General features: G+C 58.3%; 21 protein-coding genes and 1 pseudogene. 13 read left to right on the top strand and 9 right to left on the bottom strand.

Annotated elements, in window-relative coordinates:
• Positions 1 to 38: 38 nt before the first annotated feature.
• From AC30D9_RS02385 to hemN, 3 genes are all read left to right on the top strand, one after another.
• Entirely contained in the window at positions 39 to 482 is a 444-nt protein-coding gene (locus AC30D9_RS02385; RefSeq protein ID WP_134924528.1) for a CopD family copper resistance protein, read from the top strand.
• A gap of 93 nt (positions 483 to 575) precedes the next feature.
• Positions 576 to 1,949, top strand: coding sequence for an oxygen-independent coproporphyrinogen III oxidase (locus AC30D9_RS02380; protein ID WP_490143337.1), 1,374 nt, complete (start codon positions 576 to 578; stop codon positions 1,947 to 1,949).
• Positions 1,946 to 3,334 (top strand): oxygen-independent coproporphyrinogen III oxidase, encoded by a 1,389-nt coding sequence (gene hemN / locus AC30D9_RS02375; protein ID WP_134924526.1) that lies wholly within the window; start codon positions 1,946 to 1,948, stop codon positions 3,332 to 3,334. Before AC30D9_RS02380 ends, hemN begins: the two co-directional genes overlap by 4 nt.
• Positions 3,335 to 3,497: 163 nt before the next feature.
• Here the strand turns inward: hemN and AC30D9_RS02370 are convergent, their stop codons facing one another.
• From AC30D9_RS02370 to AC30D9_RS02340, 7 genes are all read right to left on the bottom strand, one after another.
• Positions 3,498 to 6,167 carry an ATP-binding cassette domain-containing protein gene (locus tag AC30D9_RS02370; protein WP_490143336.1) on the bottom strand — a complete coding sequence of 890 codons (2,670 nt, stop codon included), beginning with the start codon at positions 6,165 to 6,167 and terminating at the stop codon, positions 3,498 to 3,500.
• Between the two features lie 214 nt (positions 6,168 to 6,381).
• Positions 6,382 to 7,335: a phosphoribosyltransferase gene (locus AC30D9_RS02365; RefSeq protein ID WP_490143723.1), complete on the bottom strand. Its 954-nt coding sequence runs from the start codon at positions 7,333 to 7,335 to the stop codon at positions 6,382 to 6,384.
• A 102-nt stretch (positions 7,336 to 7,437) separates the two neighbouring features.
• A complete protein-coding gene (locus tag AC30D9_RS02360) occupies positions 7,438 to 8,718 on the bottom strand; it encodes a hypothetical protein (RefSeq protein WP_490143335.1) in 1,281 nt (426 codons plus the stop codon).
• A gap of 115 nt (positions 8,719 to 8,833) precedes the next feature.
• Positions 8,834 to 10,261, bottom strand: coding sequence for an anthrax toxin-like adenylyl cyclase domain-containing protein (locus tag AC30D9_RS02355; RefSeq protein WP_490143334.1), 1,428 nt, complete (start codon positions 10,259 to 10,261; stop codon positions 8,834 to 8,836).
• A gap of 419 nt (positions 10,262 to 10,680) precedes the next feature.
• Positions 10,681 to 11,106 (bottom strand): DoxX family protein, encoded by a 426-nt coding sequence (locus tag AC30D9_RS02350; RefSeq protein WP_490143333.1) that lies wholly within the window; start codon positions 11,104 to 11,106, stop codon positions 10,681 to 10,683.
• Between the two features lie 144 nt (positions 11,107 to 11,250).
• Entirely contained in the window at positions 11,251 to 12,810 is a 1,560-nt protein-coding gene (locus AC30D9_RS02345) for a GMC family oxidoreductase (protein WP_490143332.1), read from the bottom strand.
• Between the two features lie 372 nt (positions 12,811 to 13,182).
• Positions 13,183 to 13,944 carry an alpha/beta hydrolase gene (locus AC30D9_RS02340; protein WP_134924521.1) on the bottom strand — a complete coding sequence of 254 codons (762 nt, stop codon included), beginning with the start codon at positions 13,942 to 13,944 and terminating at the stop codon, positions 13,183 to 13,185.
• 114 nt (positions 13,945 to 14,058) lie between these two features.
• Here AC30D9_RS02340 and AC30D9_RS02335 point away from each other — a divergent pair, with 114 nt between their 5' ends.
• The 4 genes and pseudogenes from AC30D9_RS02335 to AC30D9_RS02320 all read left to right on the top strand — a co-directional run bounded on the left by AC30D9_RS02335 (position 14,059) and on the right by AC30D9_RS02320 (position 17,148).
• Positions 14,059 to 15,492 carry an HD domain-containing phosphohydrolase gene (locus tag AC30D9_RS02335; protein WP_490143331.1) on the top strand — a complete coding sequence of 478 codons (1,434 nt, stop codon included), beginning with the start codon at positions 14,059 to 14,061 and terminating at the stop codon, positions 15,490 to 15,492.
• A gap of 389 nt (positions 15,493 to 15,881) precedes the next feature.
• The gene (locus AC30D9_RS02330) at positions 15,882 to 16,394 is read left to right on the top strand and encodes a LuxR C-terminal-related transcriptional regulator (RefSeq protein ID WP_490143330.1); all 513 of its coding nucleotides are present in this window, start codon (positions 15,882 to 15,884) and stop codon (positions 16,392 to 16,394) included.
• A 31-nt stretch (positions 16,395 to 16,425) separates the two neighbouring features.
• Positions 16,426 to 16,542: pseudogene (locus tag AC30D9_RS02325) on the top strand (1-aminocyclopropane-1-carboxylate deaminase); the annotation flags it as partial.
• 141 nt (positions 16,543 to 16,683) lie between these two features.
• Positions 16,684 to 17,148 carry a transketolase gene (locus AC30D9_RS02320; protein WP_134924517.1) on the top strand — a complete coding sequence of 155 codons (465 nt, stop codon included), beginning with the start codon at positions 16,684 to 16,686 and terminating at the stop codon, positions 17,146 to 17,148.
• 252 nt (positions 17,149 to 17,400) lie between these two features.
• On the opposite strand, the gene AC30D9_RS02315 is transcribed toward AC30D9_RS02320, so the two are convergent.
• Complete coding sequence (locus AC30D9_RS02315; protein WP_490143329.1) at positions 17,401 to 19,269, bottom strand: hypothetical protein; 1,869 nt, start codon at positions 19,267 to 19,269, stop codon at positions 17,401 to 17,403.
• Positions 19,270 to 19,451: 182 nt separating this feature from the next.
• Positions 19,452 to 19,895, bottom strand: coding sequence for a CesT family type III secretion system chaperone (locus tag AC30D9_RS02310; protein ID WP_490143328.1), 444 nt, complete (start codon positions 19,893 to 19,895; stop codon positions 19,452 to 19,454).
• Positions 19,896 to 20,487: 592 nt separating this feature from the next.
• Between AC30D9_RS02310 and AC30D9_RS02305 the strand changes: the two genes are divergently transcribed.
• Genes AC30D9_RS02305 through AC30D9_RS02280 form a run of 6 tightly spaced genes read left to right on the top strand, consistent with a single transcriptional unit; the run spans position 20,488 to position 24,538 of the window.
• A complete protein-coding gene (locus AC30D9_RS02305; RefSeq protein ID WP_307572430.1) occupies positions 20,488 to 21,465 on the top strand; it encodes a sigma 54-interacting transcriptional regulator in 978 nt (325 codons plus the stop codon).
• A gap of 31 nt (positions 21,466 to 21,496) precedes the next feature.
• Complete coding sequence (locus AC30D9_RS02300; RefSeq protein ID WP_307572104.1) at positions 21,497 to 21,859, top strand: type III secretion system major pilin HrpA; 363 nt, start codon at positions 21,497 to 21,499, stop codon at positions 21,857 to 21,859.
• Positions 21,860 to 21,917: 58 nt separating this feature from the next.
• The gene (locus AC30D9_RS02295) at positions 21,918 to 22,799 is read left to right on the top strand and encodes a hypothetical protein (protein WP_307572105.1); all 882 of its coding nucleotides are present in this window, start codon (positions 21,918 to 21,920) and stop codon (positions 22,797 to 22,799) included.
• Positions 22,800 to 22,852: 53 nt separating this feature from the next.
• Positions 22,853 to 23,209: a type III secretion system inner rod subunit SctI gene (gene sctI, locus AC30D9_RS02290; RefSeq protein ID WP_307572106.1), complete on the top strand. Its 357-nt coding sequence runs from the start codon at positions 22,853 to 22,855 to the stop codon at positions 23,207 to 23,209.
• A 7-nt stretch (positions 23,210 to 23,216) separates the two neighbouring features.
• Complete coding sequence (sctJ, locus tag AC30D9_RS02285) at positions 23,217 to 24,020, top strand: type III secretion system inner membrane ring lipoprotein SctJ (protein ID WP_490143327.1); 804 nt, start codon at positions 23,217 to 23,219, stop codon at positions 24,018 to 24,020.
• A gap of 44 nt (positions 24,021 to 24,064) precedes the next feature.
• Entirely contained in the window at positions 24,065 to 24,538 is a 474-nt protein-coding gene (locus AC30D9_RS02280) for a type III secretion protein (protein ID WP_490143326.1), read from the top strand.
• The last annotated feature ends 20 nt before the right edge of the window (positions 24,539 to 24,558 follow it).

Here is a 24,558-nt window from a genome sequence, read left to right as displayed (position 1 = left end):
AACCATCGCCCCGATGAAGAGGGCGGCTGAGGAAGCCCATGAGTTATCCGCTGTTTCTGACCTTGCACCTGTTTGCCGCGCTGGTTTTCATCGGCACGGTTTTCTTCGAAGTCCTGTTCCTCGAGAGCATTCGCAAGCAACTGCCGGCCAAGGTCATGGTGTTGCTGGAGCAAGGCATCAGCCGCCGTGCCCGGCAATTGATGCCGTGGGTGCTGCTGGTGCTGTTCAGTGCAGGCATCGGCATGGTCTGGCTGCGGTATTGGCCGCTGCTGTCGTCACCGATGCAGTCATCCTTCGGTTTGCTGCTGGGGCTGAAAATTCTGTTGGCGGGCAGTGTGCTGGGGCATTTCCTCTGGGCCATGTGGCTGTTCAGGAGCGGGCGCATGAACGCCCGCTACGTGCACATCATCCATACCAGTGTGTTCCTGCACATGGTCGCGATCGTGCTGCTGGCCAAGGCCATGTTCTACGCCACCTGGTAAGCGTTGGCGTGGTTCCAAGGCGCTTGATACAGGTCAAGGTGCCCCGCTGGGTTACCCCGCAAACTGCTTGCGCACAGCCACTCGGAGATTGTCATGTTCGACCCGTTCCATGCCCTCGGTGAGCGACCCTCGGGACGTGCCCCTGTGGTGGCTGATTTGGATTGTCCGGTTGGTACGCATAGATTCCACGCAGGCATCGGTTCGCTCGACCTGCTTCGAGGGTTGCGCAGCAGTCGCCAGAAACGACGGCCCTTGTCCCTGGCGGTGCACCTGCCTTCGCGCTTGCGTCTGGCGTCGTGTTCGCCCCTTGCCAGCGATTGCCGGTGCGGCGAGATCGAGGGCTATCTGCAACGCCTGACCTATGAAATGGGCCTGGTCAGTTGCCACCTGGGCGCAGGCCGACGCGTCGAACAGTTTTGCCTGACCGGTGGGACGCCGGTGATCGCCCATTTGCAGAAGCTGATGAGTGACCTGCGCAAGCGTTTCGATTTCAGTGAATACGACGGCGGCGATCACAGCATCGAAGTGGACCTGCACCACACGGACTGGTCGACCATGGGCCTGATCCGTGACCAGGGGTTCACCCACGTCAGCATCGGCGTGCCCGACATCGGCCTGGACAGCGATCTGTCGGTCGATTGCTACCAGAACCCGGCACCGATCCATTCGTTGATCGACGCGGCGCGCACGTTTGGTTTTCGCTCCATCAACATCGACTTGGGTTACGGTCACGCCTGGCAGACGCCCAACAGCTTTGCCCTGAAACTGGCGACGCTGATCGAACTGGAGCCGGACCGGCTGCACGTTTTCGACTATGCCCACGCGCCTTATCGTTATCGTTCGAAGACCGCCGGTGCCGCCGATGTCTTTTGCAGCCCCGCCGACAAAGACGCCATGCGCCGCATCTGTTGTGAACAACTGATCGGTGCCGGTTATCACTACATTGGCCTGGGCCAGTTCGTCAGGGCCGACGATGACCTGGCGGTGGCACAGGAGCATGGACGTCTGCATCGCAATTGCCAGGGTTTTACCCGTCACGGCTGCTGCGATCACGTAGGGTTCGGGTTGGCCGCCATCACTCAGATCGAGCACCTCTACGTACAGAATACCGACGACCTTCTTCACTATTGTCAGCAATTGGATGCCGGGCAATTGCCGGTGTGTCGCGGTTGGCGCTGTGAGGCGCAGGATCAGGTCAGGGCGAGCGTGACCGAGCAACTGTCCTGTGATCTGGAGCTGGATATCCTGGGCATCGAGGCGCGTTTCGGCCTGGTGTTTCGCGAGCATTTCGCCTCTGTCTGGCCGCAGTTGGAAGCGTTGCATGACCAGGGATTGATCGAACTGTCGAGCCGGTTTATCGGCATCCTGCCCGCCGGGCGCTTGAACGTGGATGCGATCTGCAATCTGTTCGACTCAGGACCGGTTGACGCAAGCCCACTCTCTTTTGAAAAGTTGAACCCATCATGAATGCCGCATCCGGTTTCAATCGTGCCCTGGTGGAGAAATACGACCGCCCGGGGCCGCGCTACACCTCCTATCCGACGGCCCCGCAGTTCCACCAGGCCTTTGCCATGGATGAGTACCGCCAGGCTGTCCAGCGCAGTAACCAGGCGCCATTGCCCAAGCCGTTGTCGGTGTACATCCATATCCCGTTCTGCCAGAGCCTCTGCTACTACTGCGCGTGCAACAAGATCATCACGCGCAAGGCTCATCGCGCCGCCGAATACCTGAGCTACCTCAAGCGTGAAATTGCCCTGCAGGCGGCCTTGTTCGATCGCTCGCGCAAGCTGACCCAGCTGCATCTGGGCGGGGGCACGCCGACATACCTGACCCATGAACAACTGGCCGACCTGATGGACTGCCTGCACCAGGCATTCGACATGGACGACAGCGACGCCCATGAGTTTTCCATCGAGGTCGATCCCCGGACCATCGATGCGCAACAGATCCAGGGTCTGCGCCAGTTGGGGTTCAACCGCCTGAGCTTCGGCGTCCAGGATTTCGATGCCCAGGTGCAGATCGCGGTCAATCGGGTGCAAAGCGAAGCCCAGGTCGTCGAGCTGGTGGAGGCCGCGCGCCTGGCGCGCTTCAAGTCGGTCAGCGTCGATCTGATCTATGGCCTGCCATTGCAGACCATCGCCAGTTTCGATGTCACCTTGAGCAAGATCATCGCCCTGCGTCCAGACCGGATCGCGGCCTACAGCTATGCCCACCTGCCACAACGGGTGCGGGCGCAACGGATGATCCGGCCCGAAGACATGCCGCCGCCAGAGCGCAAGTTGGAGTTGTTGGAGTTGACCATCAATCGCCTGACCGAAGCTGGCTATGTCTACATTGGCATGGACCACTTTGCCTTGCCGGATGACGAATTGGTACGCGCCCGCGCCCAAGGCAGCCTGCAGCGCAATTTCCAGGGTTATTCCACCCACGCCGACTGCGACCTGATTGGCCTGGGGGTGTCCTCGATCGGCAAGGTGGGCGACAGCTACAACCAGAACGTCAAGGAGCTTTCCCAGTATTACGCCCGGTTGGATCAAGGCTTGCTGGCGGTGCAACGCGGCTATCGCTTGAGCGATGATGATCGGCTGCGGCGCGAGGTCATCAGCGAACTGATGTGTCACGGGCGCATTGATTTCGGCGCCATCGAGAGCGCCCATGGCATTCGGTTTACCGAGTACTTCGCCGACACCCTGGACCGGCTCCAGGAACTGGTGTGCGATAGCCTGCTGGACCTTCGCGACGACGAGTTGGTGTTGCTGCCCCAAGGGCAATTGATGATGCGCAACGTGGCCATGGCTTTCGACGCATACCTGGGGGCGGACCAGTCGGTTCAGTATTCGCGCACAGTCTGAGGTGGGCGCGGCGGGCTGATATGCCTGTGGCGAGGGGATTTATCCCCGTCGGGCTGCGAAGCAGCCCTAGGAATGCTGATTGCATGAACCTGACACACTGCAACGTCAGGTCTCGGGACTGCTGCGCAGCCCAACGGGGATAAATCCCCTCGCCACAGGTGACTCATTTCCTTTGTCGAGAGCGCTCCCCGGGCTGCAAGGCCCTTTTCAGGAAGGGCGCTGTCCGGCTTTCTCGACAGGCCGCGACTTTCCCTGGAGCCCCGCAGGCCACGACGCTCCCACCTTGGGATCCCGCGCCCGGGCCGATATCGATGACCCAGTCACTCTGGGCCACTACGCGCATGTCATGTTCCACGACCACCACCGTGTGGCCTTCATCCACCAGGCGATTCAACTGCACCAGCAAGCGGTCCACGTCCTGGGGATGCAGCCCGTTGGTTGGCTCATCCAACACATACAAGGTCGCGCCCCGGGCCTTGCGCTGCAGTTCTGTCGCCAGCTTTATCCGCTGGGCCTCGCCGCCGGACAGTTCCGTGGCCGGTTGGCCCAGGCGCAGGTAGCCCAGCCCGATATCCTGCAACACCTGCAATGCGCGCCTGGCCGCAGCTTGCTCGGCAAATACTTCGAGTGCCTGGTTTACGGTCAGTTGCAGTACCTGGGAAATGTCCAGGCCCTGCCAGCTCACCGCCAGGGTCTGCGGGTTGTAACGCGCGCCATGGCAGGTGGGGCAGGGGGCGTACACGCTGGGCATGAACAGCAATTCGACACTGACGAAGCCTTCACCTTCGCAGGTCTCGCAACGGCCCTTGGCGACGTTGAAGGAAAACCGCCCGGCATCGAATCCCAATTCCCGCGCCTGCTCTGTCGCGGCGAACAGTTTGCGCACGTGGTCGAACAAGCCGGTGTAAGTGGCGAGGTTGGAGCGCGGTGTGCGACCGATGGGTTTCTGGTCCACCTGAACCAGCCGCTTGACCGTATCGAGCCCGGCGACAACGCGCCCGGTGCTGGTTTGCACCGGTTCGTCTTCCAGGCTTTGCTCATCGGCTTCGACGTTGGGGCTGGCCTGCCCCAGATGGGCGCCGACCAGGTCCAGCAGGGCCTGGCTGACGAGGCTGGATTTGCCCGAGCCAGAGATACCGGTCACGGCAGTGAAGCAGCCCAAGGGAAAGGCGGCGCTCAGGTTGTCGAGGTTGTTACGGGTGATGCCTTCCAGGCGCAGCCAATCCCTGGGTGTCCGTGGGCTACGCGCCGCAGCCTGCTCTTCGTCAAAGAGGTAGGCGCGGGTTCGTGATTCAGGCACTTGTCCAAGACCCGCCGGCGGACCGCTGTAGAGCACTTTCCCGCCTTGTTCGCCAGCGTCCGGGCCGACGTCGATGAGCCAGTCGGCGCGGCGCATGGTATCGAGATCGTGCTCGACCACAAACACGGAGTTACCGGCTGCCTTGAGGCGTTGCAGGGCGCCAAACAGGGCTTCGCTGTCGGCCGGGTGCAGGCCGGCGGAGGGCTCGTCCAGCACGTAGATCACGCCGAACAACTGGGAATTGAGCTGGGTTGCCAGGCGCAGGCGTTGCAGCTCGCCGGAGGACAGCGTCGGTGTGCTGCGCTCCAGGGCCAGGTAACCGAGGCCCAGGTCGATCAGGGTGACGATGCGTTCCAGCAGCTCGGCGGCGATGCGTTGGGCGGCCAGGCGCTTTTCCAGGGAGAGGTTGGGGGTGTGGCGGGCGTCGGGCCCGCCCGCGTGAGGGCTCTCGCCCCTGGCGGCGCGTTGCTCACGGGCTTCTCGGGTTTGCCGGTGGCTGAGGACGTCCCCCGTTTCTTCGGCCTGTTCAAGGTAGTCGGGCGCCAAGACACCCTTGAGCACCTCGGCCAGTTCCAGCAACGGCAGATGTGACAGTTCGGCGATGTCCAGGCCGGCAAAGGTCACGGTCAGCGCCTGGCGTTTGAGGCGCTTGCCCTCGCACACGGGGCAGGGGCTGGCACGCATGTATTGCGCCACGCGTTTGCGCATCTGGGCACTTTGGGAGTGCATGAAGGTGTGCAGCAAGTAACGTCGGGCGCCGCTGAACGTGCCCTGGTAACTGGGTTCGAGCTTGCGTTTGAGGGCCGCCCGGGTCTGGGCCGGGGTAAGCCCGGCGTACACGGGAACGGTGGGTGTTTCTTCGGTGAAAAGAATCCAGTCGCGCTGCTTTTTTGGCAAGTCGCGCCAGGGAATGTCGACGTCATAGCCCAGGGTCACCAGGATGTCCCGCAGGTTCTGGCCCTGCCAGGCCATGGGCCAGGCCGCCACCGCGCGCTCACGGATGGTCAGTGACGGATCGGGCACCATGGACGCTTCAGTCACTTCGTAGACGCGTCCCAGGCCATGGCATTCCTGGCAGGCTCCTTGCGGCGTATTGGGCGAGAAATCCTCGGCATAGAGCATCGGCTGGTCGGCAGGGTAGCTGCCGGCGCGAGAGTAGAGCATACGAATCAGGCTCGACAGAGTCGTGACGCTGCCCACTGACGATCGAGCGCTGGGTGTGCCGCGCTGTTGCTGCAACGCCACCGCCGGCGGCAGGCCTTCGATGCTGTCTACATCCGGCACTCCCACCTGGTCGATCAGGCGCCGTGCGTAGGGCGCGACGGACTCGAAGTAGCGACGCTGGGCTTCGGCGTAGAGCGTGGAGAAGGCCAGAGACGACTTGCCGGAGCCCGACACACCGGTGAACACCACCAAGGCATTGCGGGGTATGTCCACGTCGACATTCTTGAGATTGTGTTCGCGGGCGCCACGTACCCGGACGAATCCGGTGTCTTCAGGCGATGGGGTGGGGGGGCCGGAGCGTGGGGGCATGGAGCGTTCCTTGTTTGCGTCTGCTCAACGCGTTGAGGCTTCTAGCGAAACGGCGTCACCCGGAGAATGGAACCTGAGTCACAGCATTGATATCTATGCGACCGGGTTTGTCGATTCTCGTGCAATAAAAATTTAATCCGAAGCGAAGAGATGAGAAAAGCTTAGAAATTGTCCTGGAAACGGAGCATTGATGCCTCGATCATCATTTTCCCGTTCAAGATGGCGCCCCAGGCCCACTGTGTTTCCAGTCTGCCGCACCGATCAATCTTCCTCGGCCGCACCCGGCATCCCACCAGATTACCCGCAGCAAAGGCGCTTGTTGCGCGATCAGGATCGCTTGTGTCGGGTCGCTTTCAACGAAGTGCGTGCACCCTAACTGTACGCATGCCCGGGCTTTGTAGAGGGCAACCTGTTCTGGGCTGTCGTTGCACGAGCGGGTATCTCTCATGATCAACGGTGTCTCGCCATGGCCGTGCTGGCTTAGCCAGGCTTGAGTACGAACGCGATCCATCTCCGGGCGCCCGGTGATAATCGCCTTCACCCGCCCCAGAGGTGGTAGCTGCTTGAAGGGCTCGAGGCGGTCGCGTTCGCCAAGCGCCGCGCTCAAGTCAGCCGCATAACGTTGGAGCGGGATATCCGGAAGCAGTATTCCGTCGAGGTCGATGGCGTACACGTCGTAATCATGGTCATGAGCCATCCTGCCGGTACGCCCGCCACCGGTGTCGTTCCAGCGATCGCGATAGGCGCAGGTAAGGGCTTGGCGCTCCCAAGGGAACTGCAAGAAATACCCCCGCCCGTCCAGCCCGTAATCGGGGCGTATGCCGCTTAGGTCGTCAAAGCCGACAGTGAAAATCCTCACGATCAATCCCCTGCGCTGCAAGAACGCCAGGCAGTCCTTCAGGGTGTGCCCGGTGCCAGCGATGTCTTCACAGAGCAGCACCTTGCTGCCTGGAGGAGGAAGGGGGATCGACGAGTCCCAAATCACGCTCCTATCGACCCGGTAATAGCGCAAAAAGGCCGGTTCAACGCCCGTGGCATGGGAGACCATCAGCGCTAGGGGGCCTCCACCTCGCAATATACCGATGATGCTACTGAACGCCTCTTCGAGAAGCCTAGGCTGTATCGACGCGACCAAGCGATCGATGTGCTCATACGAGATAGGCAGCACGGGTGTGCGCACGTGCGATTTCTGGACAGGCACTGTTTTATCCAATGATGGAAGCGAGTCGTTCGATGGGTGCTTGATGGCCCTACGGCGTCGTGAACAGGGCTATGGAGTCGGCACAGGGTTCGATGTCCAGTCGTTTGACTCACCACCGTCTGCGTCTACAAAGGAAAGTCTGGAGGACAGATCGCGATACTCGCCCTGGGAGTGTCGCGCTTCTTCGGAGAGCTCCGACAACGCCGCTTGGCCATGCTTGTCGACCAGCTCCAAAATCGCGTCGAGCGCCGCACGGGTCTCTGGGCTGAGCGCTTGATAAGCCTCGGCGCCGGCCTTGATCGCTGGATTATCGGGTTCGTCGGGTTCGCCGCGACTCAGTCTGGTATCGGAAGGTCGGTTGATTGTTTCCAATGAAGTGTCGGTCAGCGCCAACGAATCCAGGCTGCTTCGCTTGGGACGAGAAGCGCTGATTCCAGCGTTCCGCTCCGACGGCAATGCGTCGAGTTTGCGCCGGGTATCTTGTTCCTGCTGATCAACTTTTTCTTGTTTGTACTTAAGGGCTTTACGTGCCATGCCGATAGGGGTGTAAAGCGCACTCAAGGCGGCCATTGCTTTCGCCTCCAGTGGACCTTTGCCCTTACGAAGGGCCATCTGATGGCGCGCGGATAGGGCAGAACGTTCTAAAAATTTGGCATCATTAATCGCGCTTCTCCATAGTTCAGGTTCTGATTTTTTTTCTGCGGCAGGCAATTGCTGGTTTTCCTGCACGTGACGTTGGTATTGCTTGCGAACGTTTTGTTTATCCAGTTTTCGACCAACGAACTGTTCATCGACTTTCTCAATCTGCTCTAGAGCATATTCGCTTAGCTTGGGCAGTTTCTGCTTATGGGATCCAGCACCCGGCATCGACAATAGAGCATTGAGTTTTTTTGATTTTTCCTTTGCCTCCGGATGAGGTTCAGTCGAATGCTTGGCTTCCTTCGACCGTTCCATGAGCACGACGGTTTCGATGGGGCCCGATGCATAGGATTTATGTTTGAGCTCAAAAATGTCGTAGCGCTGTTGCTCATTCTTTCTTGCGTGCACGAGCAATTCGCCCGGACTGGTATTTCCTTGACTGAGCAATAGCTTGAATGTTGCCTCGCTGTGCTCAGTTGAGTAGAGGTTCAGCGTCCCATCGGCAATGGCGTTGGCAGCCATTTCGGTAATCGCCGACCGAATCATGTCCGGGGAGGTTTCCTTAAAAGCATCAAGGGTCTTTTTACTCAAATGTGCGGGTGAAAGTTTATCGACGTGCTCGGTTTGAGCCGAAGTCTTGGCAGACTCGATGGCTTGCCCATGCGGCAAGTGACCAAGGAACACGGAAGAGCTACTTGCACCCGATATCATTTGATTCTCTCCTCATGCGCGTGTGCAAATTGGTTCGATCAGATGAGTGGTCAATAGTGTTATGCCGGTTCCCACGTCAGCCGGATAAATGTGCACCGTATAAGTCGGCGAAGATTTACTCGGTCGATCCACCGGACTGAATTCGCCGGTGCTCGGCAACCCCTTTCAATAAATCCAGATCAGACTGGGAAATATGACTGCCACGCCGACTGCCTTGGCCGGACGCTATACTCCCGTGACGGGTGTCAGGGGGTGAAAGAGTCGACGACTGACTACTGAGCTTGCGATCGATCTCTTGACTGCGGTTGGCGACGTTGGTCTTTAATTTGTCATCAAACCAACGCCTGTTTCCGACCAGCACATAGCCTGTATGTTCGCTTGCGTGAGTGTCACGCGCCTCCTCCAGGAAATCGTTTAACGTGACCTTGTCAGGTATGACTGCAATGGCGCCAAATTCGCCCATTGCTTGCGGAGCAATGACAGTAGCTGGAAGGTTACTGTGCATGTTTGTACTTGGGTTGCCTTCGTCCGAGCCATGATGAACCAGGTTCCAGTCTGATGGATCATCAACATTCAGTTGTGTTTTCAACTCGCCGCGTAATGAGTGGTTGATGTCGTCAATGACTCGTTCCTCGAGGCGGGTGACATAATCAACAGTCGGGGCGGCACCCGTCGTATCTTTGACGGCGACATTTTCAAATTTCGATCGAAGGTGGGCGACGCCAAGATCGGTGGGCTGCTCGTTTGGCGCAGCTGGTTTTACCGAGCCTCGTCGTTGACTCTGATGCGGGACGTCATCCCATTGCGACATCAAAAACAGCAAGTCGTAGTCAGCGGTGAAGGGAAGAGCAGGCTTGCCGTGAGGTTGAACCTTCGGCGCCAGCACTTCAATAGCCTGACCGTCCGTGGCTATTCGATAGGTGCCGTTTGCGGTTTCCTCAGCAGTGAAGATAAACGCGGTCCCATCTTCCCTGGTACTTGCGAACGCAGGCGTAACAAGCGGTCTTATCAAATTATGTTGCTTCAGGTAATCCATGCGTGCTGCGGGCAGTTCCAAAGGCACTTTAACCGCGTGGCCGCTTGCCACGCACTGCTCGATCTGCAGATTCGCTTTCTCCAGGTCGGCCGGTGTCATGCCGCCTTTTCCACTGAGCTGCTGATTTGCCGGAATAAAACCGAACAGCGGGCCGACTATGGAACTCTTCCCTTTTATATTCAGCCCCTTGGTTGGATAGCCCATCTCTATCAGCTGTGCGTTGTGTGGATCAACAGGGCGGAAAGCGATAATGCATCGATGCTTCCGAGCGATGTCATGGAGCTGATGCAAGTGCTTCGCACAGATGCCTGTTTGCTGGCTGACTTTATCGATATCGTCGCGGACGACCTCAGTCAACGGGCGGGCAGAAACTGATGTGGCATGCTTGGCCTCAGGTGCTGTTGCTGAGGTAAAGCTGAACGTTGGGTTCCATTGAACCGGGTCTAAGCGACTCATTCCATCCGCTTCCAGAGTTTTAGTTCTCGAGTAAGTGGCGATTTCAGGCATGTTGGTTCCGCAAGCTTCGGGCATTTGCTCCTTGCCTCAGGCAGCGGCAGCCGGTTCTGAATGGAAGTCGCGTGGATATGACGCCCTCGTTTCGTTCGAGCATGTCCGGCAACAAGGCACGATCAATACGCGCGGCGGGAAACGGGTTCAGATCCAGCTCGCATTACCAGTGCTCCTCATCCAGTGCAGCAACCTGGCCGGCAACGAGAGACTGGCTCGACAGGCCTGAGCAGGCTTTCTATGCGGGGTCATGCTTCTGGTTGGAAACCGTGGGTGATGGCACAAAAAAACGCGCCCCGAAGGAGCGCGTTAAAAATTGGCTGGATGCGGCCAACCAAAGGAGCTCATGACTGGACTTGCGCGGCTGTTTGATCGGCGGGCCAATGCAATCGCACGCGTGTGCCATAAATCTCTGGTGTTCAGAAACGTGATTTTCGCCCTCTGCTTTCAACCAGCGGCAGCAGGGAACGGACGGCATCGCTGCGCAGGTAAAGCGAAGCCCAGGCCGCAATGCCCAATAGCCCACTGATGATCTGCGAGGCGGAGCCGAATTCTCCCAGGCGCAAATGGGTGCAAATGGCACCACCCAGGAATCCTGTCACCAGTATTGCGCCCAACACGGCGGTTCTCGGAATCACGTAGAGCACCGTGCAAACCAGGATGATGCTGCCAATGACAGAGGAGAGGTGACCGGGGAATCCGGTCAGCTCCATGTTTTTTGCGAGGACTTGGGGCGCGAAAATATTCACACCGGCATCGGCAAGTAATGCCAACGCCACCAGAGCGCCCAGGACTCTGCCGGTCCAGTGCGCGATGCTGGTTTTTTTATGCATATCTGAAATCATGATCAGGACCGTGGTGAAACTCATTGGGTGGGTTGACGCACACCTGTTTAATTCAAGCAAGGCCCGGTTCCCCCGCAGGGTTCGGCTCGAAGCAGCCCTCGGCGGGTGGCTGGCTCGAGCAGAGTCACCGGCGCCTGCTGACACTCAAAGCTCGTAAGTGGACCGTATAGCCTCTACGGCCCGCTCGCCGATCACGACACACGGGGCCATCGTATTGCCGCTGGTGACATGCGGCATGATGGAGGCATCGGCAATGCGCAGGCCCTGGACGCCGTAGACGCGCAGTTGACCATCGACCACGGACATCGCGTCCTGGCCCATTTTTGCCGTACCGCATTGGTGCCAGTAAGTCACGGCCGCGTTGCGCGCGTAGTGTTCGAGCGATCGGGTGGTCAGTTTTCCAGGCAGGCTTTCACCTTTGACCAAGCCCTTGAAGGAGGCCTGCGTCCCCAGCTCCTGGACAAAGCGGATGTTTTCCAGCGCGTTGCGCAGATCGGTCGGATGCGACAGCGTGTTGGCTTCGATGATAGGGGCATCGGTCACATTCGGGCCGCTGAGCTTGACCCGTCCGCGGCTTTCCGGGTGGGCAAGGCCGGCGAACATTGTCCAGCCATGTGCGGGAACGCCAAGTGAGGCGTTCTCTGCGCTGGGCACTGGAAATTCAACTTGGCAGTGGAACATGTCGGGAAGATGCAAGGCGCTTTCGCTGCTCCAGTAGAGCGTCGCCTCCGAGCCGCCGTAACCCACCGGTTGTGGAGCCGCGTATTCGAAAATAACGGCAAAGGACACGTGGTCCTGATGATTGGCGCCAACGCCGGGGAGATGCTGGACGAGCGGAATACCATGGCGCTGCAGTTCCTCTTCCGGCCCCACACCAGACTGCATCAGAACCTTGGGCGTGTTGATCGCCCCCAACGAAAGAATGACTTCGTGATCGGCGAAAAAGCATTCGATCTGCCCATCTTTTATGGTTTGCACGCCGATGGCGCGTTGGTCCCTGAACAGCACGCGGCTGACAAGCGTATCGGTCAGCACGGTGAGGTTGGGCTGGCCACAGCGTGGAGCGACGTAGGCGCGGTAGATGGAATTACGCCGGCCATCCTTGACGATGAGATCGTTCAAGGCTGCACCTCCACGGCCCTCCATCATGATGCCGTTGGGATTTTCAAAAGCTGGTATACCCATGCCGGCAGCCGCGCTGATCATGGCGTTGGCAATCGGCTGGGCGTCTCGCAAAGGCGCGACATGAACCGGTCCGCCCTTGCCGCGACGCACCGGATCGCAGGTGCCTCGATAGTCTTCCACGCGTTGATAAATTTTCAGGACCGAGGCGTAGTTCCACGCCGGGTCGCCACTGAGTGCGGCGAAGTCTTCCCAATCGTTTTTGTGGCCGCGGGCCCACAACATGACATTGACGCTGGACCCACCGCCCAAGCCGCGGCCCATATTCAGCGGGATTTTCCGGTCGTTGAGATGAGGGTTCGCGGCGCCCACGAAGTTCCAGTCGCGCTCGGTACCCAGGTTCAGTGGCCAGTTCCCCGGTTCCAGCACGTGGGGGTGGTCATCGCTGCCGCCTGCCTCGATGAGCAACACCTGTACCTCGGGATTCTCGGCCAGGCGTCCGGCCACGACGGAGCCGGCGGTTCCCGCCCCGCAGACGATAAAATCGAAATGATGCTTTCTCAGCTCTGGATTCATAGGCATGAGCGAGGTTCCTTGGTCGGTGTGGTACCGCTCGCCAGATTCAAGCGTCGATCAAGGGGCAAAATCATTGCTGGGGAGAACATACGGTGAATCTCGCTAGGGTATTGATGGGTGAAGCCGGGTGCGGTGAGGGGGCAATCGACTGCCGTTTTGTTTGTCGGGCAATGAGTGACGGCAGGCGGGCAAAAGGTTCCAACGGATGTCTGCCGTCAGCTGGATAGCAGGAGGCGAAGCTCTATCTCGTCAGATGCGACGAGCGTTGCGAGAGAGGTGCGTTGTATCCAAGCTTCCGGCCACCCAGTTCTGAAACCGGTGGCGATCCATTCAGATGCAGCGCACTTCCCTCGACCTCAGCGCAGAAGGGGCCTGGGATTACTGGCTCTTCTGGACAGCCTGGATGATGACTTTTGCAACATCGGCCGGGCGCGATTGCTGCGGCACGTGGCTGGCGTCGATTTCGGTGACCTTGGCACCGATTTTCTTGGCGAAAGCCCGCTGCAGATCAGGCTGGATCATCCGGTCTTCCTTGGCCACGACGTACCAGGATGGCTTGCCTTTCCAGGCGGCGACGCTGGTTTTGTCATCGAATGCCGAGGCGCGGATCGGCCCTTGCGTCGCCGCCATTACCGCGGTTTGTTGTGCGGAAAGATCCTGGGCAAAACCAGTGGCCATGCCCTCGGCGGTCATGTACAAGAAACCGTTTTTGTCGGCGGCAATGTCTTTCACGCCGGACGGAGCAGGGTAGTCCTTGCCCAGGTCCTTGCTGGCTTGACCGGCATCCGGAGCGAACGCGGCGACATACACCAGGCTGCGTACTTTCTTGTCGGTGCCAGCCTCGCTGATGACGGTGCCGCCCCAGGAATGGCCGACCAATACGACGTCGTTCTCCTGGTTGTTCAGCACACGCTGCGTAGCGGCGACATCGTCAGCCAGCGAGGTCAACGGGTTTTGTACCACGGTGACCTTGATGCCTTCCGCCTGCAGCAGCGGGACGACCTTGCCCCAATCGGAGCCATCGGCGAAAGCGCCATGGACGATGACGACCGAAGGTTGCTGCGTCGCGGCATGTACTACGCCGCCGAACAAAGAACAGCTCATGGCGAGTGTGAGGGCAAGGGCCTTGGGTTTGAACATGATGCGATCTCCTGTAGGGGGTGAGCGCAGTTTCAGCGATACTCGGCGGCTGAGGTATCGGTCATTTATCCGAGGCCATCAACCATGTTCAATCGGATGTTCGGAGGAAACGACATGTCGGCAGGTGACTGTATCGAATTGGAAGACGCGATCCTGGCGTTGTCCATGGTTGGCGACCTGAGCATGGGCCAGCCGTTCGATCAGTCGCGCCGCACCGCCCGCTTGGTGCAGATGTTCGCGCAGGCGTGCAATGGTGCTGGCGAGCACACCGAGATCGGACGCCAGGTGGCCTTGCTGCGCTGGTCAGGGTGCACCGCCAATGCGCAGGGTTTCACCCAACTGCTGGGCGATGACGTCGAGGGCCGCAACGCGATGCTGACGAATACCCTCAGTGCAGCGGGCCAGCGAGCGATGCGCAGGTCCACGCCGCTGGCACAGATTCATTGCGAGGTGTCCGGCGATATCGCCCATACACTGGGTTTGAGAACCGAAGTCGAACACGGGCTACGTCATGTGTTCGAGCAATACGACGGCGAGGGAAGACCATCCGGCCTGCGTCATCCGCAGGTGCCGGAGGTGGTTTATCAGGTGCTGCTGGCAGGCGATCTGGAGATCCTCTCCCGCAGGCACGGTCTTGAGGCGGCATTGCAGTGGATCGCGAGCAAAAGCGATCGACGCTATCCAGCCGCGCTCGCCGCCGAAATGCTGCAGCACGCCGAAGCTTGGCTCGCACAACTGCGCGAGCCCCAGGTTGCCGCTTCGCGGCAAGCCGCATCATCGGTGCCGTTGACCCTGGTCGGCGATGTGATCGATCTCAAGCTGCCGTGGCTGTCTGGGTATTCGCGACGCTCTTCGGAACTGGTTCAAGAGGCCGCCAGACTTTGCGGACTATCAGAGGCATCGGTAGACCATCTCGGCCAAGCGGCGCTGGTCCATGGCCTTGGCCGCGCAGCGGTGCCCAATCGGGTCTGGAATACCCCGGGTGCATTATTGGACGGTGACCTTGAGCAGGTGCGGCTGGTGCCTTACTGGACGTCGCGGGCCTGTAGCCAGATACCAGCGCTGACAGTGTCGGGCCAGATAGCGGCTCACGCCTACGAGCGACTGGATGGCAGTGGTTACTTCCGTAGTCTCAACGCTGACGCGCTGCAAAGCGAACATCGTTTGCTCGCCGCGGCCCTGGCCTGGCAAGCGTTGCTGAGCGAGCGACCTTGGCGGCCGGCCTTCAGCCAGGACGCCGCCACCCGCCTGTTGCTGGATGAGGCGGACCAAGGACGCTTTGAGCCTCGAGCCTGTCAGGCAGTCATCGCGGCGGCGCGCGGGGATGCGACGATGGCGGTCTGCAGGCCGAGCGGCGGCTTGCTTTCCGAGCGGGAAACGGAAATCCTGCGGCGCATCAGCGCGGGGGGAAGCAACAAGGAAGTGGCGCGCCAGTTGGGCATCAGTCCGAGTACGGTCCGCACCCATGTGGAAAGCGTGTTCCGTAAGCTTCAATGCACCACTCGGGCGGCTGCGACGCTCAAAGCCCTGACGCTAGGGTTGATTTGAGGCCGAGCAACATTGGCTGAGATCTCCTGCCGGCAGCGCGCTCTGAAGTATGTTGAAACATCGGGAAATTAATCTTTTGATTCAATTGCTTGAGCGTATTTTCGGTCTCGGCAGGTGCGCTTGCGCGTGGTCGGAAAAATGCCTGAGTAAGCGGGTTCCTAATTTTATTGTGTTTAGATCAATTTATTTGAAATAAAAATAGTTTATCTGATGAGTCGAGAAATATTGTTTCGTATTTGACTGAAAAGATGCAACACGCTTTCTGATAAATCTATTTAAGATGAAGCAGCAGACCTGTCGACCGAGCATGAATAATAAATAACCAGGAGCTGAGCATGATGGACCTGAACGGTTTTAGTTGCCTGTCAAGCGATGCCGAGAGGCATTCCATGGCAGCTCATCATGTCTGGCTCATTCCCGGGGCGCTTCCAGACGACGGTTTTGCAAAGAAAGCCAGGGTGCCTCATTGGACCGTCGGTGCCTGCGGCCAGCCCGATGGACATTCCTCGGCAGCTCAGGGATTGGTCCAGTCTTATGATCGGCTCGATGGCCGCGGCTATATTCGCGGCTTCGAAGGCGATTCAGGGCTGATTCGCTATCGACTGCGAATTGCAACGTTGACTTTGCAGGCATTGCGCAGCCAGCAACCGCGGCAACTCGACTTGAGCGCCGATGACACTCGCGCCATGGCCCAACCCAGAACGAACGGCAGTGCGCTTTCCGAGCGTGAAGCACAAATATTGCGCTGCATCAGTGAGGGTCGCAGCAACAAGGAAGTGGCGCGTCAGCTTGGAATCAGTCCGAGTACGGTGCGCACTCACGTTGAAAACATGTTCCGCAAGCTGCAATGCACCACACGCGCAGCTGCCACGCTCAAAGCGCTGAGCCTGGGGTTGATCTGATTCAGGGCGGAATCTGCGGCGACGACACCTGGCGTCGTATGACCGTGTGGATAATATTGAATGTCACGCATCCTGGGCGCCGATGTGCGGCTGGATGCCCGCGGGTTTTAATATCGGTATCCGGCCAAGCTGGGAAACGGCCATGGATGTATCAAGGACGGCGGCACGCCTGTTCCGCAACGATTGAAAGAGTATTGGCGCACGAAAGATCAGAGGGCGAACCTGGCGACAGGTTTGCTATCCGGGATCAGGCAGCGCAAATAGGTGCAGATTAATGGGAGTGGGCGCGATGGATGTGATGTCACAAGCAGCAGCCTGGATCAAGGAGCCTTCGGCGGATGTCGGGGTGGTTATTGTCATCAGTGCGTCGTTACCCAAATACATCATTGATCAGGTGCACGTCGCCTTGGACGATTGGGACCAGGTTGCGTATCTGGCGGTCCAGCGTCCAGCGGAATTGATGCTCGACTGGCTGCAGTCAGGGGCGAAGCCGACGCAGTCGGGGACGCCTTCTCGCGGTCAGGCGAGACAGTTGCTAAGCCCTGTGTGTCCAAATTGTTTTTTGTTGGATGTCGAAGTCGACGCGATCCCAAGCCTCGCCTGGCTGGGATCGGTCTGTGGTCACAAGCTGCGAGTCCTTGAGCTGAGCCTCGATGGGCTGTCCCATGTGGAAATGGACCAACAGGTCGAGCGGATTCTGTCGGCCGCTCGGACTCTGGCCCGATGCCTGCTGCAAGAGCGATGCGTGCTCTAGCGTAGGACGTCGTCGCTGTACCTTCGAAACACTTCCTGAACCACGCGGGAGTTGTTCATGAACTCGTTCGCCCTTCAACACGATGGTGTCGGACGTGTGCGCCGAGGCGATTGCCCGGTACGCCATCGATGTGGACGGCCTGGCACCGTGGGAGGTGTGAGCAGGGGAGCGTCAGCAAACTTCAGCCGGCAGCGCTGGGGTGCTGTGTCTGCCGGTTGAAGTGTCCAGTTATCCGGAGGCTATCGAGCCGCGTCACTTTTGCGGGAAAGCTCCTGGTGGTTGTGGGTCCGGCACGTCATCAGAACCCTCACCCAAGCGCGCGGCAACTTGCTTGATGGCAAGCTCGGTGAGTTCAGTCGGCATCTGGGAGGCTACTTGCAACCCCCCTCGGACACGATGGTAGGTATTTTCTGCAACCCTGCCCCAGGTTCCCGGCATGGAGCCGTGCGGTAAATCGGCTCGGTCGGGTGATCGGATGTTCTGGATTGCCGTTTGTGTGCGTGGGAAGTTGGACGTGGGTACTTGAGCGGGGGCGCCCGGTCCAGGGAGCTCCTGCGTTTTTCGCTCCTTTTCAAGCGCCGCCAGACGAGCCTCGGTTTCAGCGCCCGCCTGAAAGCTCGCATAGGCCGGAATAAGGAGAGCAGGCGAGCCCAATGCGGCCAAAAGCACCTGGCCAAACTGCTGCGCCGGCGTGTCTGAGCCAATGGCCCGTGCCGCTGAGCTGACGCCCATGGCGCTGCCCAACCCGGCAAGTGAGCCGTAGGTTTTACTGAACAGGCTTTGACGAACCTCAGGATTGCTCGGATCGCTGGCCAACACCGCGTCCGAAGCCGCTTTTGCCAGGCGATTCGCCAAAGGTTTGTCGACGTCCTTAAAGGTGTGGGTCGGCAATTCACGTCCGCGTCGATCAGGAACGGTGCTGCGCAGCTGCGCGCCCGATTGTACGCCGCCCATGATCAAGCCACCCGCCATGGAGGCCAGCGTGCGGGAACCAAACTGCTCTACTGGGATATGCGGCTTGGCTAGCCCTATGCCTTTGCGAATACCTTGTGCCAGGCCAAACGCGCCGAAGGCTTCAGCCTCGCCAATGCCGGTTCCATTCTTGTTGGCTTGCTGGGCGTTGAGATGGCGACCGCGCAGTTCATCAACCTCCTGCATGGCGGCGTCTTTTTGCTCTGCGGTCAGGGGCTTGAGCTCGCCATCGACAATAGCCCGGGGATTCGGGTTTGGAATGACCTCTGACGCTTTCACCGGTTTAAGCGCCCACCCCCCCATCATCTCCTGACTCATGGGCTTGAGCAGGTTGGTGCCTACTTCATGTGCCGCCGCCATCACGGGCGCGGTAGCGAATGCCTGGGCCTTCAGGTCGGGGACCGCAGACTCTACGACCGCGCGCGCGAAGCCGAACGCCAGGCCCGACGCGAGCATTTGTGGCACGGCGCCTGCGGCGGCGGCCTTGGCAGTCGCTACCCAGCCGTCGTTGTGCTGATGGAGCTTCTGAAGCTCGGCGGGAAGTTTGGCGTTATCCAGCGCATCTTTGAATTCGCCATCGACTGAGGTGTGCTCGACCAAGTCACTGAGCATCGTGCTGATATGTTCCCAGTCCTCTGACGGTTGCTTCAATTGCTTCAGCGCGCTGACCGTTGCGTTCGCTTTGGTCAAGGCCGTTTTCAACGCGTCTGGTATCTGGTTCACGGTCTGTTGGGCATGAAGCGCGAAGGCGTTTTCGCTACGTTCTATGTGCTGTCGGTCGGCAGCCGACAGCTGTGGATCGGTCAATGCCTGTTCGTAGAGAGCGACGTGTGCGCCAAGCAAATCAGTTTGCGCGCGCACTGCCTCTGTCAGCACCTTGTGGTAAGCCTCCAGGTCCGGTGGATTTTGTGGATCCTCAGTCAGTTTTTCCAACTCGTGGATCAGTGTCTGTTGCGCTTGCTTGGCGTCGTCCAGCAAGCGTCCGGTCATGGATTCGGGCGCTTTTCCATTGGCTTTCGCAAATAGCTTGTCACTTATGTCGGCGTAGGGAGTACTGGGGTGTTCCTGCAGATATTTACCTTCCAGAACCATACGCTGCTTGGCTATCGCGGTGTCAAAGCCGGACCGCCCCAGTTGGGGTGCCAACAACGCGGCCTCCCTGGCTAGCGCGGGGGAGGGCTGTCCTGGTTGTGGCGACTGATGAGCTTGGGGAGCTGGGTTGTTGACGGGCGCGCGAGGGCGCATGGGCGTCAATGCGATATCTGTCCGCGGTGTGGACGGTGATTGTGTTGGGGTGAAGGGAAAAAAATTTCCTGCGGGTAGCGTCGGGCCTAGCATAAATCCCCCAGATTCGTGCGCGCTGAAGGCGCGCGTTTTGCGCCTTCAGCGAGAAAGTAGTTGTGCTGCCATGATTGCGCATACTCAGCGATATGCCCCAGCAACTGCACGAACTGTGGTGCACCGATCTGGGTCAACTCGACTGTGCAACTGAACTGTACTTGGCCCGTGTCGTCGTTGTGTGAAAAGCAACAGGGACGGTCTCCGTTGAATAAATGAAAATTGACGTTCATAAGCTGAAGTAGGATGGCATCTCTGCGTCGATCCGGTAACGGGCCGAAGTCTGCGTGAATCATGACGGTATCGGCTAAGTTGGCAAAACTGAAGGCAATGCCTTTCACGTTTAGCTGAACCAGATCTAGATCAATCGCAGCCACAGGGATCTGCGAAAGCTGACAGATATCTGTAACCAAACGATGGTAGCGCTCATTACTCATTTTTTATTCTCTGAGCTGTTTGAAGGTGAAACAGTTGTTATTTTTTTGCGTCGAGCTGTCTCAAGTACTGAGTGGTGCATGCCATCGACCAGGTTCCATGTTTTTTTCGAGAATAACGTCAAACGTAAAATGTTTATCGAACTTTCTCGAGGGCTCCGGTCAAACCCCGTTGTATCCAAACTGTGAAGTAATCCCATTAAATGAGCGTCGGCGATTGACAGGGTTTGGGCGAGCGGTATTCTCTGCCGCCCTAAAGCACCAGTTGTTGAATGGCTTTCAAGAAGAAGCACTGACAGCGACCAGAGAAACTGGTCGGTACGATAGTGCCAAGTTGCTATTCAAATTGTTTCGAAAAATATCACCTACGCTCGATGGAATAACTGATCGCAGCGCGCGTCACACACGCACTTTTGGATCTGCCGTGGCATTTGATCAATAAATAGACTGTAAGCGCAGTGCGCGTGCAGCCGCCAGGCTTGGTGTAACGGGTCTGTCCGACCTGCGATCATAACTAATGATCGCGCAGCTTATGGTCATGCTTCGCCTCGTGCTTGCAGCGGGGAGGCGAAGTATGGCCGATCACGGAGTATTTATGAGTGTGTGCGATTACTTTTACTGCGGACCTGACAACATTGCCGAAGCACCTGATATCAAGGTCATCGCCCAAAGTACTTCGCTGCTTGGCGTCGATTTGCTGCTCACGGGGGAGACCGGTACCGGCAAGGACACCCTGGCCCAGCGTATTCATTCAATGTCGGGGCGCAAGGGGGCCTTTGTCGCGATGAATTGCGCGGCAATACCGGAGTCATTGGCCGAAAGTGAGTTGTTTGGTGTGGTCAACGGTGCGTTCACGGGCGCCAACCGTTCGCGCAAGGGCTACATCGAGGCCGCGCAGGGCGGAACTCTGTACCTCGATGAAATCGACAGCATGCCGCTCAGTTTGCAGGCCAAGTTGCTGCGTGTCCTTGAGGTGCGAGCGATTGAACGCTTGGGCTCTACCACGGTCATTGCGCTGGATATTTGCGTGATCGCATCCGCTCAGCGGTCGTTGGCTGAGTTGGTGGACCGGGGGGAGTTCAGGCGGGATCTGTATTTTCGGCTCAACGTGTTGACGATTCAGTTGCCAGCGCTACGCGATCGGCGCGATGACATTGTTCCGCTATTTTCCCAGTTCGTAGCCGCGGCTGCGCAGGATCTGGGGTGTGCGCCTAAAACAATATCGCCGGAACTAATGCAGGCGCTCCTGAGTCATCCCTGGCCAGGCAATATTCGCGAATTGAAATCGGCGGCCAAGCGATTTGTTTTGGGGTTGCCGTCGTTAACCCTAAGCTCAGGCTCGGAGCGCGAGGGGCGGACGCTCAAGGCGCAAATGCGGGCCATCGAACGTGTTCTTATTCAGGAAGCCCTCAAGCGCCACGGGCATTCGATTGATGCAGTAAGCGTGGAATTGGGCATCCCACGTCGAACGCTCTATCACCGCATCAAGTCGCTAGACGTATTTGGCAAGGGCTCTGCACTTGAAAAAAATCTGGAACCTGATTTGGAGAACTTTCCACCCATTATTACCTAGCAATTTCGCTAGCGTATGAGGAGTCTTTACCATGGGCGGAAAAATCTCGGCTAATAACCCCTTTGCCAACATTACTAATACCATCGGTAGTGCGGCAAACGCGGGTATCAATGCATTTCAGGGCGGTAAACAAGAGGCCAATAACGTTAAAGGCAACGCCGCGCAGCAGTCTCAGGCGACGAATATGTCTGGAGGGGGGGACGCCGCGTCTGCACAACTGGCAGCGATGGAAAGTATGGACAAAAAACAGGCTCAAATGATTGCGCTGCAAAACAAAGCGGCTGAGCAGAACTTGATGCAGAATACCTTGGCTTCTATCGCTGGCGCTCAAGCCGATACGGCGAACAAATCTATTTCCAACGTTGCTCAGACGATGAAAGGCATTAGCTATTAAGAGCCTCCGCCCGACCGCGTCTAGCGGGTAAGGGCTTAATATTAATGAGAGTCTAAAAATGCTGAATTCTATTATAGGCTTGGCAGCCCCCGCTTTAGGCGGATTGGGTGCTCCTGGTGTTTCTCCGTCTAAGAATACCGGTTCATCCAACGCCTCGCCTTCCTTGACAGGCGTCATTACGGAGTTAGCCAACTCCATGATGCCAGGCGGGAAAGTGGATCTTAATAGTCCCCTGGGAAAGATGGTGCAGGAAAAACTTTCCGAAAATAAGGGGAAGAGTGCAATGGGGTTGGCAGAGAACCCTCAAGAGACCCTGAAAAATGCCCTGATGGACATTGTTAAAGACAAGATGGGTAGTAACTTTGTCGCCAATGCTGGAAGCCGCGACAGTAAGGAACTCATGGGCCAGGTTATGAGTGGGTTGAGCCAATCCGCACTGAATAACGCACTGCAGCCCAAGGGCGATGGCACGACGTTTTCCAAGGCTGACAAACCGTTGCTTCAGCAAGTAGCTGACTATATGGATAAAAACAAGGCCACTTTCGGAGCGCCCGATTCTGGCTCATGGAGTAAGGAGCTGGATGAGGACAATTATCTCTCCCCGCGTGAAACCGGTCCATTCAAGCAGGCGCTCGAACAGATCTCTCAGCAGATGGGGGGCGGAGCGAATAGAGCCTCGGAGAATGACGGCATGATGAGCGGCGGGCAGGGTGGTTTAGGGAGCAGCCCTGCGCCATCGGGTGGGGGCATGAGTGAATTGGAGCAATTGCGCCAGATGCTAAACACCGACGAGGGTATGAATGTCTTCCAACAAGGATTGCAGTTGGGCTTGGGAATTGCTTCCGGCACGCAACCTGGTCTTCAGATGAGTCAAGGCGCGCATTCAGCTTCTCAGGCTGCTCAAAACGTCCTTGATGTGATGCGCGCGAGCGTAACTTAAGCCCTGCAACGCCAGTTTTATCCCATCGTCTACGTTCTACAGGAGAAAGTCAGGTGACCATTTCCAACGTCAATTCGTTCAGGGGCGCCGTACCTGATCATGAGCTGGAGATGGTCTCCGCTCCCGCTCAGGCTGATGTCGATCTGTTTGACAGTGCCATGCGCGACAATCACGAACCCGCTGGCCTGGCAAGTAGCCTGATTAGCGCGATTTCGGATCGCCTCACTGGCCAAGCCGAACTGTCGCATCAGGCTGAGCGCGCGATGAAGTCCGCATCCGTTTCAACGGATCCGATGGATATATTGAAAATGAGTGGAACCCTTTCCCAGTATTCATTGCAAACGGCGCTCACCACCAAGGTCGTGAGTAAAGGCGCACAAGTGCTCGATAAACTGACCAATCTGCAATAGGTTCTTCGTGAAAGTACCCGGCTTATTAACGGTCCTGGCTTTTCTGGCGCTCGCCGGATGCAGCGACGACACCGTATTGTTCAGCGGCATGACCGAGCAGCATTCCAATTCGGTGATCGCCAAGTTGGCCCAGGAACACATAGCAGCCCGTAAGCAGATGGAAAAAGCAGGCGTCACCGTAATCGTCGCCAATGGTGATGTGAACCGTGCGGTGAGGGTGCTGGATGCTGCAGGTCTGCCTCATCAGACACGGACCAGTCTCGGTGAAATATTCAAGAAAGAAGGGGTCATCTCCACACCCCTGGAAGAACGCGCCCGCTACATCTATGCGTTGTCACAAGAGTTGGAATCCACGCTGTCCCAGATCGATGGCGTCATCGTGGCTCGCGTGCATGTCGTCTTGCCAGAGCGCATCGCGCCGGGAGAACCCGTTCAGCCGGCATCCGCGTCGGTATTTATCAAATACGCGGCGTCGGCGCTGGATCCGGACAGTGTCCGTGGGCGTATCCAACAGATGGTTGCCAGCAGTATCCCGGGGATGAGTCAGGAGAGCAGTGCCACAAAGAAATTTTCGATTGTATTCGTGCCATCGGTGGAGTTTCAGGACCCGGAACATCTTGTGCCATTCGGACCGTTTCTCATTGATAGCGAAGATGCCGCCTTCTGGTGGGTAATGGTGATCGCCTTGCCGCTGTGCCTGGTGTCTGTGGCGGGGGGCGCGGTCCTGATGATGCGTCCGGACTGGCGCCAGGCATTGTTTGCCCGCTTGCGCGCCAGGCGTCGGCCAACCGGTTTGCCCGCACAGCTATGACCGATGAGGAGTGGGTCGGGTGGTGGTGCTGTACGTGGCGCTGGATGCACCCAAGCTGGAAGTCCAGCGTATGGGAGCAGAGGGGGATTGATTTTGATGTTTGCATTGGCGTCCGGCGCAGCCGACACGACGCCTTGCTGACCTTGCTAGGCATCGTTCCCTCTGCGCCGCCCGAGCCAGAGCCCAACGTTATCGAATGGCTGTCGCTGACAGAAGAGCAACGTTTGCACGCTTTGGCGCTGGTGCGCGCAATCTGTTTTGCCGCGCCAAATGATCAATTGTCCGATGAGCAGTGGTCTTGGTGTCGTGGTATAGCCAAGGCGCTACGGCCTGGGCTCTGGTTGATTGATGGCGTCACTGACCCCCGCGCAATGCTGGCCGGCTGGCTGGGCGAGCGGTGCTGGTCTCGCCTGCGGCTGTTGTGGGCACCCGAGGAGGCACTAGAGCCTGCTTTTAACGTTCCCGCTCGCAAACTCGATGCGCTGTGGCGGTCTGTGCTGTGGAGGATTCGGGCATGACAGATATGCAGGTTGAACGA

It is taken from the genome of Pseudomonas sp. DF11, from assembly GCF_058148565.1.
Note: the sequence above shows the minus strand (reverse complement) of the source record. Positions and strands in the feature narration are given on the sequence as shown.